This window comes from Sporolactobacillus caesalpiniae (genome assembly GCF_040513385.1).
Taxonomy (GTDB): Bacteria; Bacillota; Bacilli; order Bacillales; family Sporolactobacillaceae; genus Sporolactobacillus.
In genome coordinates, this window is the sequence record NZ_JBEVCB010000004.1 from 347,872 (window position 1) to 365,366 (window position 17,495).

The window sequence follows — 17,495 nt, forward strand, 5'->3', positions numbered from 1 at the left end:
TCTCTTGTTGCAGATCAGTGCAAGAGCCCGGCATTGACCGGAAAATCTCTGCCCTGAAGCGGCTGAATCCAAGTCTTAGATGCGCCGGCACCGATTAACTTTTTCGCTAAATCATGTGCCTTGCGCACATCCTTGACCAGGGCAATCATGCAGCCGCCGCAGCCGCCACCGGTCATCTTCGCGCCAAGCGCCCCATCTTTCATCGCCACCGCAACTAAATGATCCAAAGAAGGATGGCTAACGCCCAGCTCTTGGAGCAGACAATGCGCTTCCAGCATTATGGATCCCAAGGCTTCTTCTTCGGCCGCCGCCAAAGCTTCTCTTGCTTTTGAAGTAAGGACACCTAATTGGTTTATTTTCCGCTGGAGCGGTGCACTTTGCAGCAGGCGTTGTTTTAAGGTGGTGACTGCATGTTTTGTCTGCCCTTTTATCCCGCTGTCGGCGATGACCAAACAAGCGTGCAGCTTATGGTGAATCCATTCCATTCCTTTTCCTTTCCTAAAAAAAATCGGATGAGTACTGCTGGCTGCGGCCGCATCGAGACCGCTCGGATTTCCATGAAAATAGTTTTCAGAAACGCCGACGAGATTGAGCAGCACGTTCCGTTCAAGTGGTGTATCAAAATAGTTGAATAAGCTGCGCACCACTGATATCGCAACGGCAGCGCTTGAACCCATGCCGCGCGCGGCAGGTATCGTACTGTTAATCGTGATCGTTATATCTTTTTCAGGCCGCTTTAAAATATGCAGTACTGCCGGAATAATCGTTCTGAGTCCGGCAATCTGATCCGTTCCATCACGCAAAATGCCATTATAGAAGCTGCATTGCAGCCTCAGCGGTCCAAGACAGCGCGTTGTTTTGGTCACTGCATGCACGACCGGAACAGGCAGAGCAATCGCCGGTTTTCCGTAAACAACCGAGTGTTCGCCAATCAGAATAATTTTACTGCTGCTCACGCCAATCCCAGTTTCGTGGTCTCTCATTATTGTTTCCTCATCTTCCACTAAGGTCTGCCGTATTTATCAAGAAACACTGCCAATGGATCCCGAATACGATACTTTCTTCTACCGATGCAGTTAGAAAACTAGGAGCAAAGGCCCTTTCATTAATCAGAATCACGCCGCTTTCACTTTCAAGACCCGTACTTATTTAAGCATTAGTTGAAACTCAAGTGACTATTCTCCACCTACACATTTTATTGATAATGATTCTCAATTTCAAGAATAAGCTCATATTTTATTTTCGCAGCCATCGATTTCTAGCAGCAAAACCATTACACCCTCTGGTCCTCGCCCATCAGATAAAAGCCTTGTCGCCTGCACGGTTATTGTGCAGATAAAGGGTCTATGGGGTATATTTTCACAAAGTGACAATTATGTGACACTCTATTTAATCGGATTGATGTATCCAAAGGCTGTCCCACCGAAAATCCAATAACCATGCATGATTGTACCGAATAAGCCAAAAATACTATATATTGATTATGTATTTGACTTTAACACAATATCTAGTTACTATGAGCAGGAAACGTAGTTGAGAGGAGTAAAATAATGCAGATTAAGTTATCAGATGCTTACATACAAAAGATAAAGTCGGACGTTCAGCCACACTGGGGCGAACTCGGATGGGTCACCTATAAAAGAACCTATGCCCGCTGGATGGAGCCGCTTAGCCGCTACGAAGAATGGGACGAGACGGTAAAGCGAGTGGTCGAAGGCAATATCAATCTGGATCCGAGACTCCATACGGATCACGTATCCGAAGAAACCATCCGCGAGCTTGGAAAAGAAGCCGAGCGTTTATTTAAACTCATTTACAGCCTAGCCTCCACCCCATCAGGGCGCAATCTTTGGATCTCCGGTACGGACTATCAGCAACGTGTCGGCGATGCATTGAATAATTGCTGGTTTATTGCGATTCGTCCCCAAGCCTATGGGGACAGTCACATCGTTCCTTTCTATTTGAAGAAAGAGCAGCCGGCCGTATCCATGCCCTTCTCTTTCCTGTTTGACGAATTAATGAAAGGCGGCGGTGTCGGTTTCTCCGTTTCCAAAGCAAATATTCATCAAATTCCTCCGGTGACGCGTCACGTGAAGCTGGATATTCTGATCAGTAAAGAAAATGGCGATTACGCAGCAGCACTTGAGGTGGGCGCGCAAGATGCCGATACCTGGTATCAGGATCATGACCGCACATCTTGTCTCCGCTACCGGACACCGGATACACGCGAAGGATGGGTAGAATCAAGCGCCCTGCTCATCGATGCCCACTTCTCGTCTATGGTTGACCATGCATCACATGTGGTCATCGATGTCAGTTCGATTCGTGAAAAAGGGAAAAAAATTAAAGGATTCGGTGGTGTGGCTGCAGGCCCTGTTCCGTTCATCGAAATGCTGGGCGCAGTAAACCGTGTGCTGAATCATGCAAACGGGAAACAGCTCACATCCGTGGACTGTACGGACATCTGCAATTTAATCGGCAAAAATGTCGTTGCCGGCAATGTGCGCCGCAGTGCAGAAATTGCCCTTGGTGATCCGGACGACCAAGCCTTCGTCACGATGAAACAGGATCAAGAACAATTAATGGATCATCGCTGGGCCTCAAACAACAGTGTGCTGGTCACCCCTGATTATAATCACTACGATGCGGTTGCCGAGGCGATTACCAAGAATGGAGAACCAGGTATCGTCAATCTGGACAATATCCGCAACTACGGGCGGTTTGCAGACGGCCGTCAGCCGGGCATCGACGCTGACGCAGAAGGAACCAACCCCTGCGGCGAAATTTCATTAGGAAACGGCGAACCCTGCAACTTATTTGAAGTCTTCCCCGGAATCGCGGAAAAAATGGGCTGGTCGATGGAAGAAGTCTTCAGTCTTGCCGTCCACTATACCAAGCGCGTGACGTTCTCGCACTATGATTGGCAATGCTCAAGAACAATCATCGAGAAAAACCGGCGCATCGGCATCTCAATGAGCGGCATCCAAGACTGGGTACTCGAACGATTTGGCGAACGTCTCGTCAGCGGGTTTGTGGAGGCTCAAGATCCGGAAAGTGGAACTTTATATCAAAAACCAATTTTTAATGAGCGAGCGGCACAATGTGTTGATGCCTTTTATCAAATGGTCGTCAAAGCCGATCAACGGTATTCCCAGACACTCGGCTGCAGTCCATCAATCAAACACACAACCGTCAAGCCATCTGGAACGGTCTCAAAGCTTGTCGGGATATCCGAAGGAATGCACTTTAGTTTTGATAAATACTTGATTCAGCGCATCCGTTTTCAGGATAGCGATCCCTTGCTGCCCGCACTGCAAAAAGCAGGCTATACGATTGAAAAAGATGTATACTCTGAAAATACGATGGTCGTCGAATTCCCTGTCAAAGCCGGCAGTGCCGATCATAAAAGCTTTGTATCCGCAAATGATGTGTCGATCGAGGAGCAGTTTGCGACACAGCTGTTTCTGCAAACCTACTGGGCAGACAACTCGGTCAGCTGCACCATTACGTTTCATAAAGAGGAAGCGTCAAAGATTGCCGGTCTGCTTCAGCAATACCGAAGACGGTGCAAGTCAACCTCGCTGCTTCCCTACAGCGGACACGGCTTCGCTCAGGCACCAAAAGAGCCAATCAGTAAAGAAACGTATCTTGAGCGCAAAGCCAAAATTCGCGCGGATGTTGCTGAACTCTATCAAACGCTCCGTCTCAAGGAACAGAAAGACCTTGAAATCGTCGGTCAAAGCGACTGCGTTGGCGGCGCTTGTCCTGTAAAATAAGTGACCTGGAGGGTATCATGATGCTGACCATTCATAAAATGACACTGCTCGCTTTGCTGGCTGCAGCCGCGGTCGCCGGCCGCCTTGCGATTCATGGAGTAAATATCCAACCGGCAACACTCATCATCATTCTGACCGGATGGTTTTTTGGCTGGAAAATGGGGGCTGCGGAAGGGCTGTTAACAGCTCTGGTCTCCGATCTGTTTCTCGGTCTCGGCTACTGGACACTTTTTCACCTGGTCGCGTGGGGACTAATCGGACTCCTGTCCGCGCTGCTTCCACAGAAGCAGTGGCTCTATTTCTTATGGCTGGTCGTGAGCGGATTATTGTTTGGTATGATCATGGCCTTGTCCTATTTTGTTTTCACCCAAAATCCCTTAACGGTCGTCGGTCTCTGGATCAGCGGACTGCCTTTTGATCTCTATCACGCGGCAGGCAATCTCATTTTCGGTTTGTTTTCTCCGCTTTTGTTCAAAGTCTTCGCAAGTGAAGCACGTAAATTGAACAAACAGACCCGTTAAACAAACACCCTATACTAAGAGGAGACAAAACTAATGAAAACCATTTATCGCGTCATCATTGCGCTACTTGCAGCCGCCGTATTATTTGGTGCGGGCTTCTGGTCCGGACATCAAACGGCGCAGAACGCTGCATCAAGCCCAGCCGCACATGCGGCTCAAACCACTGCTTCAAGCGCTTTTATCAGCATTAAGAACGGTTCCCATGTGCAAGAAGGCAAAATCACACTTTCAAAAAACGAAACCGTCTTTAGTCTGCTCCAAAAATTCAGCAAAAAACAGCATCTGGAAATGAGCAGCAGCGGCAGTGGCAAAATGGTTTATGTAACCAGCTTAAACAACAAAAAAGCCTCACAGAACGCCGGCTGGTTATTCACCGTTAACGGCAAACAGCCCAATGTCGGCGCTGGTGCCGTAAAGGTTCAAAAAAATGATCAAATCGTCTGGTACTACAGTAAATTCTAATAAGTTTGGAACAAGATCGGGTTCTTAAATCCTAGCCCAGTGCTGAGATGTTGACATTAACACGTACTGCATACACCCCTGATAATCACTTCTATTCAACTAGTTGATTCGTCAGGTTTAATAAATAGTAACCTTTGATGAATGCCTGCCATGGTGTAACGACCATCGAAGGACAGAATTTCATGAGAGGGTCAACCCTCCGCGTACTAGGGTTGACCCTCTCAACTATCCACTCTACTTTGAGGCCCACACCTTTGTGGAGCCTCATTTTTTTAACCCCACGATGACTGCGTCATGCGGGGCTCCTGTCAGGTAAGAAAAACCGGGCTATGCCTAGTCCCTTGCCATTGATTTTGTGCCTGACGGGCACTACAGCTGCTCGCTTGCCGCGGGCAGTCCAGGAGCCTCCTCAGACAGGCAGGAATCTGCGGGGTCTCGCTGGCACGCGATCAACAGAGACGATCCCGCAGGCGCCCTCGTATCTCCGCTTTGATTCTTACCAAGACACTGGTCTATTGGCTTGAAGACGGGGCAAATCTTATACGTTCTTATCCTGCGAGAAATACAGATTCCACGTTCCTTCCGTATTGGTACTTTAGCCACCTCTGGACATACGATAAAATTCATTTTGCGATGGCTCTCCATCTATATATTTTTTTGACGCTCCCCCAATTATATCTAATCTTTCTTGATAGTCTTTAATCAGCAAATCTTCACTTCCTTTTAAAGCTTGATCCTACAGAACTCTGGCTTTTATTCTGTCATTAACAGCCGAACCCTACGAGACATAAAAAAAGCACTTTGAATTAACAGATTTTCACTCTTTCATCCGTCAACTCAAAGTGGATAGTTGGGTAAGGTCTCACATTTCAAGGTCATTCGTTCAGAAACCTTCGTTTATTGGTCCGGTCCTGTCCCGGTAAAAACGATTCATCATCTTTGCCTCATCGTCCATGTCAAGGATAACAAAATCTAATCGAACATCCTTAAGCTTCCTGAATGCCTCAAAATCATTTTTATTAATTATTCCTTTAAGCATATAATACTCAATTCCGTCAAGATTGGGTTTCCCGAATTCAATCAATGCACGGATCATTTTTTGATTGGTTATTTTAGAGAGATGATAACACAGCGGTTTTTGGAGAAGTGCTAGTGAACCATACTTATAGGTTACTTTCTTTTTCACGGACAGCTGATTGGATAGAGACAGCTGATTCTTAAGTCTTTCATACTCATTTTTTACAGTTTTGAGACTCATCTTATTTTGTCTTATTCGTTCAGCGGCATCTTTAAGCACCAAATTTTCTTCAAGGGTTTGCGCACTCTTTATCTTTTCACGCCCTACCTTATTAAAGGAAGGTTTCACATAATAGTCCGGCGTTAAATGGTAAGGTTCAAATAACTCTATTAATTCCTGATCTTTAGCCAAATCTTGACTTGTCACTTTTGTTAGTCTCTGAAGTAATCCAAGATTATAGAGATATTCATTCAGTCCACTATAATCGTATTGAAAAACTTTTTTGGGAGTGAACTTTGCAACTAAATGACAGCCAATCTCATACCTTCTTGATTCACCGCTGCTGAGACAACCGTGAACAATATCTCGAAGTGCTTTTCCTTCTCTATCAAGTTCTTTTAAACGTTTATAGGAACCCGATTCAATAAATGTCTCCATTAACTGTACTGCATCCCCCCTGTTTGAAGGGAGAATTTTATTTTTTCTTGAATGAGGACCGTGCATAACCTCCGAATGCCCCCTTTTAACAAGGCGTAACCGGCCGTTCACCGCGTACTCCAATTTTAATAGGTGGTTTCCCAATATCGGCTTCAACAGCTTATCAACTATGCTCTGAATCATCTTTTAAAAGCGCTAAGGCTTGAATATCTGTGGCTTAAAGACGCTGAAAGCACCAGTCTACAACGCACAATTCATGATCTCATCCGATACCCCCATCCATTCTCTCAAACGAATGCCACTTCGATCATTCCAGATAATCATTGTCCTTTGCGCTTGTTCACCGGGAGCTTGACCATAATGAATAGCTTTGCCATCGAAGCAGCAAAGTAGAGCGGTTCGATATTCTTGCTCGTTTAATGTGTCCATTTGATTAGCTCCATACATACTGACTCTTGTTAGTAGATCTTTCTTCTAAGATTATTGAAAACAATCTTCAAGTTTTTCTGGATTTAGTAACGTCACGGATTGCCTCTTGCGCTCAATCACACCCTCATCCTTCAATAATTTAAATTTACGAGATAACGTTTCTGGTGTCGTACCCAAAAATCCCGCCAATTCCTTCATCTTCATCGGCAGTTCGAATGTCAGGCCGTCATTTGCCTTCGCTAAATTCAAAAGATAGGACGCGAGTCGCGTCTCAATGGTGTCCATTACCAAAAATTGTGCCTGATGCTGGGCAGATGACAGTTTCTCCGCATTCGTCTCTAATAAATTTATACTGATCTGAGGATACATGAGCAGCAGTTTCTGAAAATCCTGATGATCCAGTGTACACACAACGGTATCTTGGAGTGCCTCGCCGAATAAACTGTCGTTTTCCACACCAAACAGTGCCATCTCGCCCTCATAGTCACCCGTATCGACGACACGCAGAAGCTGCTCTCGACCGGAACCAGAAATTTGATAGACCTTCATGCGCCCCTTGGCTATGATGGTCAGCCGCTTCTGATCATAGGGTCTGAAAATCTGTTCTCCTTTTTTATAGTCATGATGTTTGACGAGTGGATTAATTTTGTCCAGATCATGTGCATCTAAACGATTGAATAAAGGCACCAAGATGAGACAGCTATGCATCCCCATATTTCAGCCCCCCATTATTTAATCAACCTCCTCATCTAAACCCTCTCGAGGAGCGTGACCTAAGTATGCTTGTAATTCGCGAATCTCGTGATTATTCCAACTGAATTGCTGCACCAGAAATGCTTGAAGTGCTGGCTTATCCTCTTTTTCCGCCAATTTTATGGCTCGCGTAATAAACAGATTTTGCGTATCAAAGTCTTTCACTGCAGAAACAAGTAATTCGTGCGCCGAAAGATACTTAAATTTACCATGTTCCGTTAACATGCTGTAACGGCTAAACGCCTCGGTTGTTGTGGGTATGACTTCATTTTCATCTAACAACAATTGGGCGAGCTCGTCAAATCGTCTGGTTTCTTTTTGAATGGCTTTGCTGAAGGTTCGTTTTAAGAATGGCAGCTCAGTGCCTTTGGCATAATAAAGGGCTTGCGCTAGTTTTTCCTGATGAATTTTTAAATTGGCCAAAATATGTCCACTCATCGCTCCAGCAGTAGGAATGTGGTGATCTTTCTCTGATTGTGCAACTTCTGCCTCATACAATTCATCGATGGACATCGTTGTTCCCCCTTATCCTTTTCTCGTATTCATTAAAATCTTATATTTCCTTCACTTTTATAGATTTGACTTCATATCCGAGTTTCGATACAATCTGAGCAACTTCTTCAGCCGAGATCCTATTGGGATCAAATTTCGCTTTTACCTTGCTGGAGTTAAACAGAACACTCGACTTTTCGATTCCTTCTTGGCGTGCAAGACCGGATTCAATTTTTTGCAGACATGACGGACAGGTCAATGTTTCTAATTGCAGAATTACTGTTGGCATCCAAACCCCTTCTTCCTTCTTTTTTCTTTCTTCTCTTAGCATACGGTGAATGATTGATGAATACATTGATAGGTATCAACTTTTCGAAATGATTAGCGAAGATGCCCTGTTTTTTGCTACGTTCTTCGTACGGTAGCTTAATAAACGCATCCCGTTAATGATGACCACTAATATACTCACTTCATGGACAAGCATGCCGCTCGCCATATAAATATAACCGAAAATCAAACCGGTCATTAAGAAAGCAACCGTGGCGATCGCGATCATGATATTTTCTTTCATATTTTTTACCGTTTTCTTCGTTAAGCCATAAGCATGGACAAGCTCGTCAAATCCAGACTTTATCAGAACGATATCTGAGGTTTCCACTGCAACGTCCGTTCCGCTGCCCATGGCAATGCCGATAGGTGCAGCGGCAATAGATGGGCTGTCATTGACACCATCTCCAATGAACGCAACTCTGTGACCGGTATGCTTCAGATCTTCGATATAACGCAGCTTATCTTCCGGTAAAAGCTCTGCATGAACCTCCTCGATACCAACCTGGCGCGCGATTGCTTGTGCAGTCCTCGTATTATCGCCCGTCAGCATCACCGTTTTCCTGATTCCTATCTTTTTTAATGTTGCTAAAGCTTCCTTAACCCCGACTCTCGGCGTATCGGCGATTCCAAGCAGTAACACCAACTGCTGATCAACTGCTACTAATACCGTGGATAGTCCCTTTTCCGCCATGTCGATCAATCGTTGATCCTGTTCGGCGTTCAGTCGAATACCGGCTTCAGTTAACAAGATACGGTTGCCAACCAAGACCGATTTATTTTCCACGACCGCCTTGATCCCTTTGCCCTTAATTACTCGCGTTTGCGTAACCCTTAAATGACGGTAGTCAATGGCATGCTTCTGTGCATAGGCTAAGATTGCCGCACCAAGCGGATGGTCCGATTCCTTTTCGATCGCGGCTGCAAAGGCAAATCCGAATTTTTGATCCGAAACGGGATTCATTTCAACAAGTTCGGTTTGCCCCTTGGTCAACGTGCCTGTTTTATCAAAAACTAAGGTATCCACCTTACTGAAGGTGTTCGTGATTTCACCACCCTTAATTAAAACACCGTGTTTCGCGCCATTACCGATACCGGCTACATTGGATACCGGAGCGCCGATAACCAAAGCGCCCGGACAGCCCAGTACTAAAATCGTAATCGCCAGGCGAATGTCTTGCGTGAGTCCCCAAACAATTAGAGCTGATATGAAGATGAACGGTGTATAAAAACGGGCGAACTGGTCAATAAACTTTTCCGCATGCGATTTCGTATCCTGAGCTTCTTCAATCAGTTCAATGATTTTACCAAATGTCGTATCCTCACCTACACGGGTTGCCCTCATTCGTAACGTTCCATTGTCAACAAGTGTTCCGGCAAAAAGTTTGGTTCCGATCTCCTTAGCAATAATGCGGGATTCGCCTGTGATACTCGCTTCGTTTACATAGCCATGGCCAGAGATAAGCACGCCATCCACGGGTACCTGAGCTCCGGTTTTCACCAGCAGTTCATCACCCGTGTTGACCTCATCAATAACCGTTTCACGTACGTCACCATTTTTCTGGTAAACCCAGGCTTTCGTTGGCACCATTTCAGTCAGTGATTTAATCGAGTTGCGCGTTTTCTGCAACGTTTTCTGCTCCAGATCGCTTCCAAGTAAAAACAGAAAGACTACGATGGCCGACTCGCTATACTCACCAATGAAAAACGCGCCAATCACAGCAATACTGACTAATAATTCGATACTGATAACTTTAACCTTTAACGCTTGCCATGCATGAATCGTGATAGGGATAAATCCAAAGATCGACGCTGCGATAAAAGTCACTGCATAGCCCATTTCCCAATGAAGAAAAACTTTGCTTATCATACCGAAAACCATCAAAACACCACTTGAAAAGATGATGTGTTGTTTATGCTGTTGCAACCACCTTTGACTATTCATGATACCTCCCCCTGTCTGTATCTCTAGGATACACAGAGACCATGCTTAAGAAATTAATGGGTATCAAGAAATTAAAGTTTTCAACTGTTTCTTTCAAAATCATTGCACCGGATCCTATTGAAAAAGAGGAGAGAACAATTAATTTTTCTCTCCTCACAATCATTTTAGAATTTTTTGAGATAACCGCTTTTCATTTCAATGCTCTAAATAAACCAAATCAATCCGGGCAGCTCGATATATTGCGCAATGAACCCTTTTTTTCAGCAGTCGATTCAGATTGCAACAAAGAAAGCTTGTGTTGCAGGGCTATGCGGGCATTCTGACAGGCGAGCTGTACCCAATCTTTTTTATCGCCTCGTTTGGGACAGACAATGCGTATCGGCAAAGCCTCTCGGATCAATTGGATCAACGCTTCGTCAATGATTTCCGGTAAGAAAATTTCTTTAGGTTTGCTATGACGCTCATCCCGGTAAAATTGTTCAATATAGTCCATCACGGTTGACTCCGGTTCATTATCTGATAAACAAATAAATGTGGAGCGTCGCTGAATCAGTTTTCCAAGCCGTATATAAAACATCTGTATACACAGCACACCCTTTTGATGGGCATAGCCAAATACATCACGGTCCACAAAATCCAAATGATTAATCTTCTGACGCACCATAGTCGCTTTAATCGAATCAATCAGCTCATGGTATTTCCGAGCATTTTCAAAATCCAATTGTTCAGCACTCCTGCGCATCTTCAGTTCTAGATCTTTCTCAACTTTTTTATAACCGCCATTAAAAAAACGAATAATTTTGTGAATGACTTGATCATAGTCTTCTTTGCTGACTGTTCGTGCGCAACACCCGATGCATTGTCCCATTTGATAATAAAGACAAGGACGAGTAGCGGAAAGCGGACATTTTCTTAAAGGATACAGATGATCAAGCAGTTTCTTTGTTTCTTTAGCAGCATTAACATTCGGAAAAGGACCGAAATACTTTCCTTTATCCCTTTTCACCAGTCGCGTAATGATCAGCCTAGGATGCCGCTCATCCGTGATCTTCATAAATGGGTAACTTTTATCATCTTTCAACAGGATATTAAATTTAGGACGGTATCGTTTAATTAAATTCATTTCAAGAATAAGCGCATCTACGTTAGACGACGTCACAATGAACGTAAAATTTGCGATTTCACTAACCAATTTTGCTGTTTTTGGATTATGCATACCTGTAAAATAGGAGTGTACACGTCTTTTTAACCGCTTAGCCTTCCCAACATAGATAACATTGCCATTAAGATCCTCCATCAGATAGCAACCGGGCAGTTCCGGAAGCAGCACTAGTTTTTCTCTGATCAATGGATTCATCGCTATCACCTGAACCCTTCGTACGCGTTAACCCCGTTCAACTCCATGAACTACTCATCCTTTAACTAAGTCTTCCAGCCTTGTTTAACCGCGCATACTTCTCCTTTAATACGGATACTTCACTTTCGTCACAGGAGACAAAATGTCCGGGAACGATTTGGCGCAGCCTCTTCTTCGCTGCTTCCTCTGCCTTTTGCTGATCCTGTTGAAAAATCAGTCTTTTTTTATGCTGCTCGCGCAGTGGATCTGCTTGCGGAATCGCCGAAAGCAATGCCGCAGTATAAGAATGGAGTGGGCAATGATACAAGTCATCGGCCTGTGCCAATTCAACGATCTTGCCCGCATGCATCACACCGATTCGATCACTAATATACTTGACCATGGAAAGGTCATGAGCGATGAATAAAAGTGTGAGTCCGCGTTCCTTTTGTAACCTCTTTAATAAGTTGACGATTTGAGCTTGGATCGAAACATCCAGAGCTGATATGGGCTCATCCGCAATGATCAGCTTCGGATGAACAGCGAGAGCCCGAGCGATACCAACCCGCTGACGCTGACCACCGGAAAGTTCATAAGGATAGCGCTGAGCAAAGTTTGGGTCCAAACCAACCGTTGTAAGGAGTTCAGCGACCTGCTTTTCTAAATCTTTTTTGTTTTTTGCAAGACCGTTCAGAACAATTCCTTCGGCGACAATTTGACCAATCATTAAGTGTGGGTCTAATGAAGAGTAAGGATCTTGGAAAATCATTTGTACCTTTTGATAAAAGGCACGCCTCATGCGTTTGCCATGTGGATCGCTAAACGGCTGATCTTCCAACTGTATGCTGCCGCCTGAAGCTTTATAAATGCCCATGATGGTTCGTCCCAGAGTCGATTTGCCACATCCGGATTCACCGACAAGGCCAAAAGTCTCTCCTTGATACAGTTTGAGTGAAAGATCATCAACGGCGCGCAGCTGACTGTTCCCATTTGAAAAGTATTTCTTCAAATGATTGACCTCAAGCATGATTTTGTCTGTGTGCTTTATTTTTTTATGTCTCTTGTTTTCGACGAATGGTTCGCTGTCGTCCTGCTGCCCGCGCCTACGAATCTCCATGGGTACTTCTACCGACGGCGCTTTGGGGTGCAGTAACCAAGTCGCAGCAAAATGTGTATCGGAAACCCGAAACATCGGTGGTTGTTTTAGTTGATCGATTTTCATTGCATAGTTATTTCTCGGTGCGAACGCGTCCCCTTGAATCGGCAGTTGCAAATTCGGTGGAGCGCCTGGAATCGTGTATAACTCATCACCGCTTGTTTCCAGACTCGGTGTTGCACTGAGCAGCCCCCACGTATAAGGATGTTTAGAATTATAAAAAACCTCAGTTGATGTTCCAATCTCAACGATTTTACCCGCATACATGACCGCTACCCGGTCCGCCACATTCGCAATCACACCGAGATCATGCGAAATAAAAATGATGGACATGCCGTTCTCTTTTTGAATATCCTTCAGCAGCTCAATAATCTGTGCTTGAACAGTGACATCAAGCGCTGTCGTCGGCTCATCAGCAAGCAAAATATCCGGCTGGCAAGCGAGTGCAATCGCGATCATCACCCTCTGCCGCATGCCGCCGGAAAATTGATGCGGGTACTGCTTCATACGCAGATCGGCATCCTCGATTCCGACCCGTTGTAACAGTTGTAAAGCCTGCTCTTTCGCTTCATGGTTCGGCAGTTTCCGATGCGTCCTCACAGCCTCCATAATTTGCTTGCCTACCGTCATCGTCGGATTCAATGAAGTCATTGGATCCTGAAAAATCATCGAAATCTCTCGTCCGCGAACACTTCGTAGGACATACTCTTTCGCCCCGACCAAATCTAATCCTTTGTATTGGATACGTCCTTTTTTAATTCGTGTATTTTTTTTGGAAAGCAAGCCAATCATTGCCTTTGCCAGCGTTGATTTTCCAGAGCCGGATTCACCGACGAGTCCGAGTATTTCACCTTTTCGAAGTGACAGATTCACCCCGCGGATCGCTTGGATTTCCCCTCCATACGTGCCAAAAGATAGATGTAAGTCGTCAACTTTGAGCAAAGTTTCTTCCTCCATAATTAGCCTCCCTCTTATGCTTGCCTTGTTTCTATATAGTCGCCCAATGTATGCAATCTATTAAATGGATCGATCATCACAACGTGTTCACTATAACAAAGTGATTATTGTCACATGGTTCACTTAAAATTATAGTGATAGTGATTCTCATTTTCAATTAATACCTTACCTTTATCGTTTATTATCCATGACAGTTTTGTGACCAATCTAACTGCTGATTAACGATTAATCTCATAAAACAACGATTGAGCAAGGCGCAAATGGTGCTCATCGTGTCCAACAATTTTCCTCAACTTTAGTTGCTCTCTAATCGATTTTTTGTCATCTACTTGCAATTGATAATGATTATCACTAAAATAACAAGTGATCCAGTAAAAAATCAGGATGCGCTACGCTTTGCGTTTCAGCTATTGATCAATGAAGGTGGAGGAAAACATGGCGATTTATACGCGAACAGGTGACAAGGGTCAGACAAGTATCATTGGTGGCCGTAGAAATAAGGATGATCTTCGTATTGAGGCATATGGAACAGTTGACGAAACCAATTGCTTTGTCGGATTGGCGGTTGCCCAACTCGATCCCAACCTTTTTCAAGACTTATTGGCTGATTTGGAGAAGATTCAAAATGAATTGTTTGACTGCGGCAATGATCTTGCAAGCGTGATTAAGGAGCGACCAAGCCAATTAAAACAAGAAATGGTCGATTGGTTAGAGAAGCGGATCGATGCATTGACTGATGAAGCACCAGCGATTGAACGCTTCATTCTTCCCGGAGGAACTCCTGCATCGAGTTCACTCCATATTGCCCGTACAGTGGCAAGAAGAGCCGAACGCTGCGTTGTGCATCTCATGAATATGGAGGATGCGCCGGCGTATCTTCCTTTGCAGTACCTCAACCGACTTTCTGATTATTTCTTCGCTGCGGCGCGCGTTGCCAATTTTCGTCTGCATGTAAAGGATGTTGCCTACGTTCGCAGTGCCCGTGTCTTTCGAAAGAACAAACCGCTTCCCAAAAAGTAACGCTAGCTTTCGCGCAGAGGTGGATAAAAGATGCAAAGAATAGCCAATCTATTCAATAAAAATGGTATTGATTTGACGCAGACGTTCGTAAGAGCAACACATTGCCAAAAGTGTGGCAGAGTGCTTAACGTATATAAAATGCGCATAATTGGAGGACCTCAAAAAGGTTCGTGGACGACCATAACGGAACACTGTGATTGTGATTTGTCGCGCCAAGCAACAGAAGCAGCCGATCGAGTCAAACGTGAACGATTTCACGAGCTGTCGACAATTAATGGTGCCCTAAAGCAAGCGACATTAAAAAACTTTTCTGCTAAGAATACGTCACAGATTCAGGCCATGGAACATGCCGTTGACTTTATACAAAAAATGGAAATGAATCAACCAGCGCGACTCTTTTATTATGGCAAACCCGGCCTTGGAAAATCTCATTTAGCTGTTGGTATCAGTAAACTACTCGATCAAAACTATAATAAAACGTGCTTATTTCTGGATGTTCCTACTCTAAAGCTGGTCTTTAAATCAACCTGGACAAAAGACAGTGCCCTCAGTGAACGCGATTTAATGAAATTCATCACCGATGCTGATCTGTTGATTTTGGATGACATCGGTGCAGAAGGGATAACCGCTTGGTCAAAAGAGCTGATGTTTACGATTCTCAATGCGCGTCTATCAAAAAGCCTGCTCGTCACGACCAATCTATCGCTCTCTGAACTCTATCTGGAATATGGCCCTAAAATTACCGACCGATTGATTGAGAATATGGCCCGAGAGGATCTCGTGCACTTAGAAGGCGAATACAGCTATCGACTCGCAAACTTTATCGATGATGATGCTTAAGAAACGAGTGTCTGCCATGCATAAGCGTTCATAAATAGAGCGGCAATTGATTCATCTGTCTCATTCTTCTGATTAAAACAAGTGTTTTTTCATGATTAAATCCGTTTGTTCCTCATCACCCATATAAAAAGAGTGAGCGCCACTTTGAACAAATCCAAATTTCTTATAGAAGGCTATTGCGTTCTCATTCTTCTCCCAAACACCTAGCCAAATCACCTTTTTATTTTGATTCTTGGCAATCTCCATCGCTTTGTTCATGAGATATTTTCCGAGACCTCTCTTTTGAAACGTATCTCTTATATAAATTCGCTCAATTTCAAGTGATTCATCGCCCATTTTTTCAGATTGGGCATCATCGGTATTGATCTTTAAATAGCCAGCAAGTTCCTGATTGAGGTAGATGAAAAAGAATTCTGAATAGGGGTTCGACCATTCTTTTTTCAACTGTTTTGTGTTAAATGCTCTGTCCAAATAGGCGGTCATGTTTTCAGGTGAGTTCTGATCTCTAAATGTTTGATGAAACGTTTCACTACTTAGTTCTTGCAGTAATTGTAACTCTTCACGACAGCACTTTTTTATACGTATCGTCATTTGATCGATCGGCTCCTTTTTCACATCAATAATTTCGCTTGTTTCCTTTTTTTACAAAGTCCCAGTCTTTTTCTATATTTTTTCTTACTCTTTGAAGGAGACTAAAAATCGTCTCCACTTCCGTTTCGGAAAGTCCAGCTAATGAAACGAAATTGGAATAGTCGTTTTCCCGTTTTATAAAGGGATAAATGGTTTTTCCTTTCTCTTTTGGAAAGAGCTTTTTTATTTTTTTATTCTCTTTATCGTCTTTTTTTTCAATAAAGCCATTCATTTCAAGTTTTTGGATCGCGCGAGCTGCTGTTGTTCGATCCACTTTGATCATCTCAGCCAATTTCTCTTGAATGATTCCTGGATTTTCACATATTCGCACAAGGTACAAATACTGTCCTTTGGTCAGTCCATGTTCTTTAAATTCTATGTTGCTTATCGAATCGAGTGCTCTGGCAATTATTCCAATTTCACGGAGAATTTCCTTCATCATTTACTCCTTTACACATATTTTTATTGCAAGTGCAACAACTAGGGTATATAGTAAATTTAATCCAAATTTGATGCATTTGCAACAAAAAGCAATGATAAAGAGGAAGAGGCCGAATAAAGTGAAACTTGTTTTTTATGTACTAGGAATTTTAATCATGACCCTCGGTATTTCGTTCACGATCCGATCAGAGCTTGGCGCTTCACCTTTTGATGCCCTTTTGGTAGGCCTGTCTAAAAATGTGGGACTTACCGTAGGAAGTTGGGAAATCATAATCGCTTTACTATTAATCAGTTTGAATGCCCTATTAATCAGACAAAAACCGGAAATCCTTGGGTTGGTAACCTCCTTTATAACAGGCATGGGTATTGATATGTGGCTTTTTTTAGTGCACTATTTGCCAGTACCGGTGCACTGGTACAGCAAAGCTATTTGGTTTGGCGTCGGATTAGTTGTTATAGGACTAGGAACCGCAATCTATTTACATACAAACTTTGCGCCCATTCCAATTGATCGATTAACGTTAATTATTCAAGAATTGATGCGAACCACTCTATTCTTTTCCAGGACATTTATTTACCTTCTATTCTTGATGATCGCAATCATTTTAAATGGCCCTATTGGTGTTGGCACTTTATTAACGGTTTGTTTCGGGGGACCTCTACTCAATTACTTTATGTTACTGACAAAAAATAATAGGTCTCACAAAAAAACGCTTTGCAAGGAAAGATGAAAAC

Annotated in this window: 17 protein-coding genes; 6 read left to right on the forward strand and 11 right to left on the reverse strand. The window is 43.8% G+C overall.

What is annotated here, in order from left to right:
* Window positions 1-14: 14 nt before the first annotated feature.
* Window positions 15-983: a mevalonate kinase gene (gene mvk / locus ABWW58_RS10115; protein WP_353869018.1), complete on the reverse strand. Its 969-nt coding sequence runs from the start codon at window positions 981-983 to the stop codon at window positions 15-17.
* Window positions 984-1,550: 567 nt separating this feature from the next.
* On the opposite strand from mvk, the gene nrdJ reads away from it, so the two are divergent.
* Genes nrdJ through ABWW58_RS10130 form a run of 3 tightly spaced genes read left to right on the forward strand, consistent with a single transcriptional unit; the run spans window position 1,551 to window position 4,759 of the window.
* Window positions 1,551-3,776 (forward strand): ribonucleoside-triphosphate reductase, adenosylcobalamin-dependent, encoded by a 2,226-nt coding sequence (gene nrdJ, locus ABWW58_RS10120; RefSeq protein WP_353869019.1) that lies wholly within the window; start codon window positions 1,551-1,553, stop codon window positions 3,774-3,776.
* Window positions 3,777-3,796: 20 nt separating this feature from the next.
* A complete protein-coding gene (locus tag ABWW58_RS10125; RefSeq protein ID WP_353869020.1) occupies window positions 3,797-4,297 on the forward strand; it encodes an ECF transporter S component in 501 nt (166 codons plus the stop codon).
* A 33-nt stretch (window positions 4,298-4,330) separates the two neighbouring features.
* Window positions 4,331-4,759 carry a DUF4430 domain-containing protein gene (locus ABWW58_RS10130; RefSeq protein ID WP_353869021.1) on the forward strand — a complete coding sequence of 143 codons (429 nt, stop codon included), beginning with the start codon at window positions 4,331-4,333 and terminating at the stop codon, window positions 4,757-4,759.
* An 883-nt stretch (window positions 4,760-5,642) separates the two neighbouring features.
* Here the strand turns inward: ABWW58_RS10130 and ABWW58_RS10135 are convergent.
* The 8 genes from ABWW58_RS10135 to ABWW58_RS10170 form a co-directional block, all read right to left on the reverse strand.
* The gene (locus ABWW58_RS10135) at window positions 5,643-6,434 is read right to left on the reverse strand and encodes a hypothetical protein (protein WP_353869022.1); all 792 of its coding nucleotides are present in this window, start codon (window positions 6,432-6,434) and stop codon (window positions 5,643-5,645) included.
* Between the two features lie 240 nt (window positions 6,435-6,674).
* Window positions 6,675-6,863 (reverse strand): hypothetical protein, encoded by a 189-nt coding sequence (locus tag ABWW58_RS10140; RefSeq protein ID WP_353869023.1) that lies wholly within the window; start codon window positions 6,861-6,863, stop codon window positions 6,675-6,677.
* 51 nt (window positions 6,864-6,914) lie between these two features.
* Window positions 6,915-7,577 carry a Crp/Fnr family transcriptional regulator gene (locus ABWW58_RS10145; RefSeq protein ID WP_353869024.1) on the reverse strand — a complete coding sequence of 221 codons (663 nt, stop codon included), beginning with the start codon at window positions 7,575-7,577 and terminating at the stop codon, window positions 6,915-6,917.
* Window positions 7,578-7,595: 18 nt separating this feature from the next.
* The gene (locus ABWW58_RS10150) at window positions 7,596-8,129 is read right to left on the reverse strand and encodes a ferritin-like domain-containing protein (protein WP_353869025.1); all 534 of its coding nucleotides are present in this window, start codon (window positions 8,127-8,129) and stop codon (window positions 7,596-7,598) included.
* 40 nt (window positions 8,130-8,169) lie between these two features.
* The gene (locus tag ABWW58_RS10155; protein ID WP_353869026.1) at window positions 8,170-8,397 is read right to left on the reverse strand and encodes a heavy-metal-associated domain-containing protein; all 228 of its coding nucleotides are present in this window, start codon (window positions 8,395-8,397) and stop codon (window positions 8,170-8,172) included.
* Between the two features lie 75 nt (window positions 8,398-8,472).
* Window positions 8,473-10,380 (reverse strand): heavy metal translocating P-type ATPase, encoded by a 1,908-nt coding sequence (locus ABWW58_RS10160; protein WP_353869027.1) that lies wholly within the window; start codon window positions 10,378-10,380, stop codon window positions 8,473-8,475.
* A gap of 217 nt (window positions 10,381-10,597) precedes the next feature.
* Window positions 10,598-11,737: an excinuclease ABC subunit UvrC gene (gene uvrC, locus ABWW58_RS10165; protein ID WP_353869086.1), complete on the reverse strand. Its 1,140-nt coding sequence runs from the start codon at window positions 11,735-11,737 to the stop codon at window positions 10,598-10,600.
* 61 nt (window positions 11,738-11,798) lie between these two features.
* A complete protein-coding gene (locus ABWW58_RS10170) occupies window positions 11,799-13,829 on the reverse strand; it encodes a dipeptide ABC transporter ATP-binding protein (RefSeq protein ID WP_353869028.1) in 2,031 nt (676 codons plus the stop codon).
* Between the two features lie 435 nt (window positions 13,830-14,264).
* Here ABWW58_RS10170 and ABWW58_RS10175 point away from each other — a divergent pair, with 435 nt between their 5' ends.
* Entirely contained in the window at window positions 14,265-14,849 is a 585-nt protein-coding gene (locus ABWW58_RS10175; protein WP_353869029.1) for a cob(I)yrinic acid a,c-diamide adenosyltransferase, read from the forward strand.
* Window positions 14,850-14,879: 30 nt separating this feature from the next.
* The gene (locus ABWW58_RS10180; RefSeq protein WP_353869030.1) at window positions 14,880-15,689 is read left to right on the forward strand and encodes an ATP-binding protein; all 810 of its coding nucleotides are present in this window, start codon (window positions 14,880-14,882) and stop codon (window positions 15,687-15,689) included.
* A 72-nt stretch (window positions 15,690-15,761) separates the two neighbouring features.
* On the opposite strand, the gene paiA is transcribed toward ABWW58_RS10180, so the two are convergent.
* Both paiA and ABWW58_RS10190 read right to left on the reverse strand, forming a co-directional pair.
* Window positions 15,762-16,280, reverse strand: coding sequence for a spermidine/spermine N(1)-acetyltransferase (gene paiA, locus ABWW58_RS10185; protein WP_353869031.1), 519 nt, complete (start codon window positions 16,278-16,280; stop codon window positions 15,762-15,764).
* 25 nt (window positions 16,281-16,305) lie between these two features.
* Window positions 16,306-16,758, reverse strand: coding sequence for a MarR family winged helix-turn-helix transcriptional regulator (locus ABWW58_RS10190; protein WP_353869032.1), 453 nt, complete (start codon window positions 16,756-16,758; stop codon window positions 16,306-16,308).
* Between the two features lie 121 nt (window positions 16,759-16,879).
* Here ABWW58_RS10190 and ABWW58_RS10195 point away from each other — a divergent pair, with 121 nt between their 5' ends.
* Complete coding sequence (locus tag ABWW58_RS10195; protein ID WP_353869033.1) at window positions 16,880-17,491, forward strand: YczE/YyaS/YitT family protein; 612 nt, start codon at window positions 16,880-16,882, stop codon at window positions 17,489-17,491.
* The last annotated feature ends 4 nt before the right edge of the window (window positions 17,492-17,495 follow it).

Coding starts and splice junctions, on each gene's coding strand:
- mvk (WP_353869018.1), bottom strand. CDS start 983: ATGAGAGACCACGAAACTGGGATTGGCGTGAGCAGCAGTAAAATTATT.
- nrdJ (WP_353869019.1), top strand. CDS start 1,551: ATGCAGATTAAGTTATCAGATGCTTACATACAAAAGATAAAGTCGGAC.
- ABWW58_RS10125 (WP_353869020.1), top strand. CDS start 3,797: ATGCTGACCATTCATAAAATGACACTGCTCGCTTTGCTGGCTGCAGCC.
- ABWW58_RS10130 (WP_353869021.1), top strand. CDS start 4,331: ATGAAAACCATTTATCGCGTCATCATTGCGCTACTTGCAGCCGCCGTA.
- ABWW58_RS10135 (WP_353869022.1), bottom strand. CDS start 6,434: ATGGAGACATTTATTGAATCGGGTTCCTATAAACGTTTAAAAGAACTT.
- ABWW58_RS10140 (WP_353869023.1), bottom strand. CDS start 6,863: ATGGACACATTAAACGAGCAAGAATATCGAACCGCTCTACTTTGCTGC.
- ABWW58_RS10145 (WP_353869024.1), bottom strand. CDS start 7,577: ATGGGGATGCATAGCTGTCTCATCTTGGTGCCTTTATTCAATCGTTTA.
- ABWW58_RS10150 (WP_353869025.1), bottom strand. CDS start 8,129: ATGTCCATCGATGAATTGTATGAGGCAGAAGTTGCACAATCAGAGAAA.
- ABWW58_RS10155 (WP_353869026.1), bottom strand. CDS start 8,397: ATGCCAACAGTAATTCTGCAATTAGAAACATTGACCTGTCCGTCATGT.
- ABWW58_RS10160 (WP_353869027.1), bottom strand. CDS start 10,380: ATGAATAGTCAAAGGTGGTTGCAACAGCATAAACAACACATCATCTTT.
- uvrC (WP_353869086.1), bottom strand. CDS start 11,737: ATGAATCCATTGATCAGAGAAAAACTAGTGCTGCTTCCGGAACTGCCC.
- ABWW58_RS10170 (WP_353869028.1), bottom strand. CDS start 13,829: ATGGAGGAAGAAACTTTGCTCAAAGTTGACGACTTACATCTATCTTTT.
- ABWW58_RS10175 (WP_353869029.1), top strand. CDS start 14,265: ATGGCGATTTATACGCGAACAGGTGACAAGGGTCAGACAAGTATCATT.
- ABWW58_RS10180 (WP_353869030.1), top strand. CDS start 14,880: ATGCAAAGAATAGCCAATCTATTCAATAAAAATGGTATTGATTTGACG.
- paiA (WP_353869031.1), bottom strand. CDS start 16,280: ATGACGATACGTATAAAAAAGTGCTGTCGTGAAGAGTTACAATTACTG.
- ABWW58_RS10190 (WP_353869032.1), bottom strand. CDS start 16,758: ATGAAGGAAATTCTCCGTGAAATTGGAATAATTGCCAGAGCACTCGAT.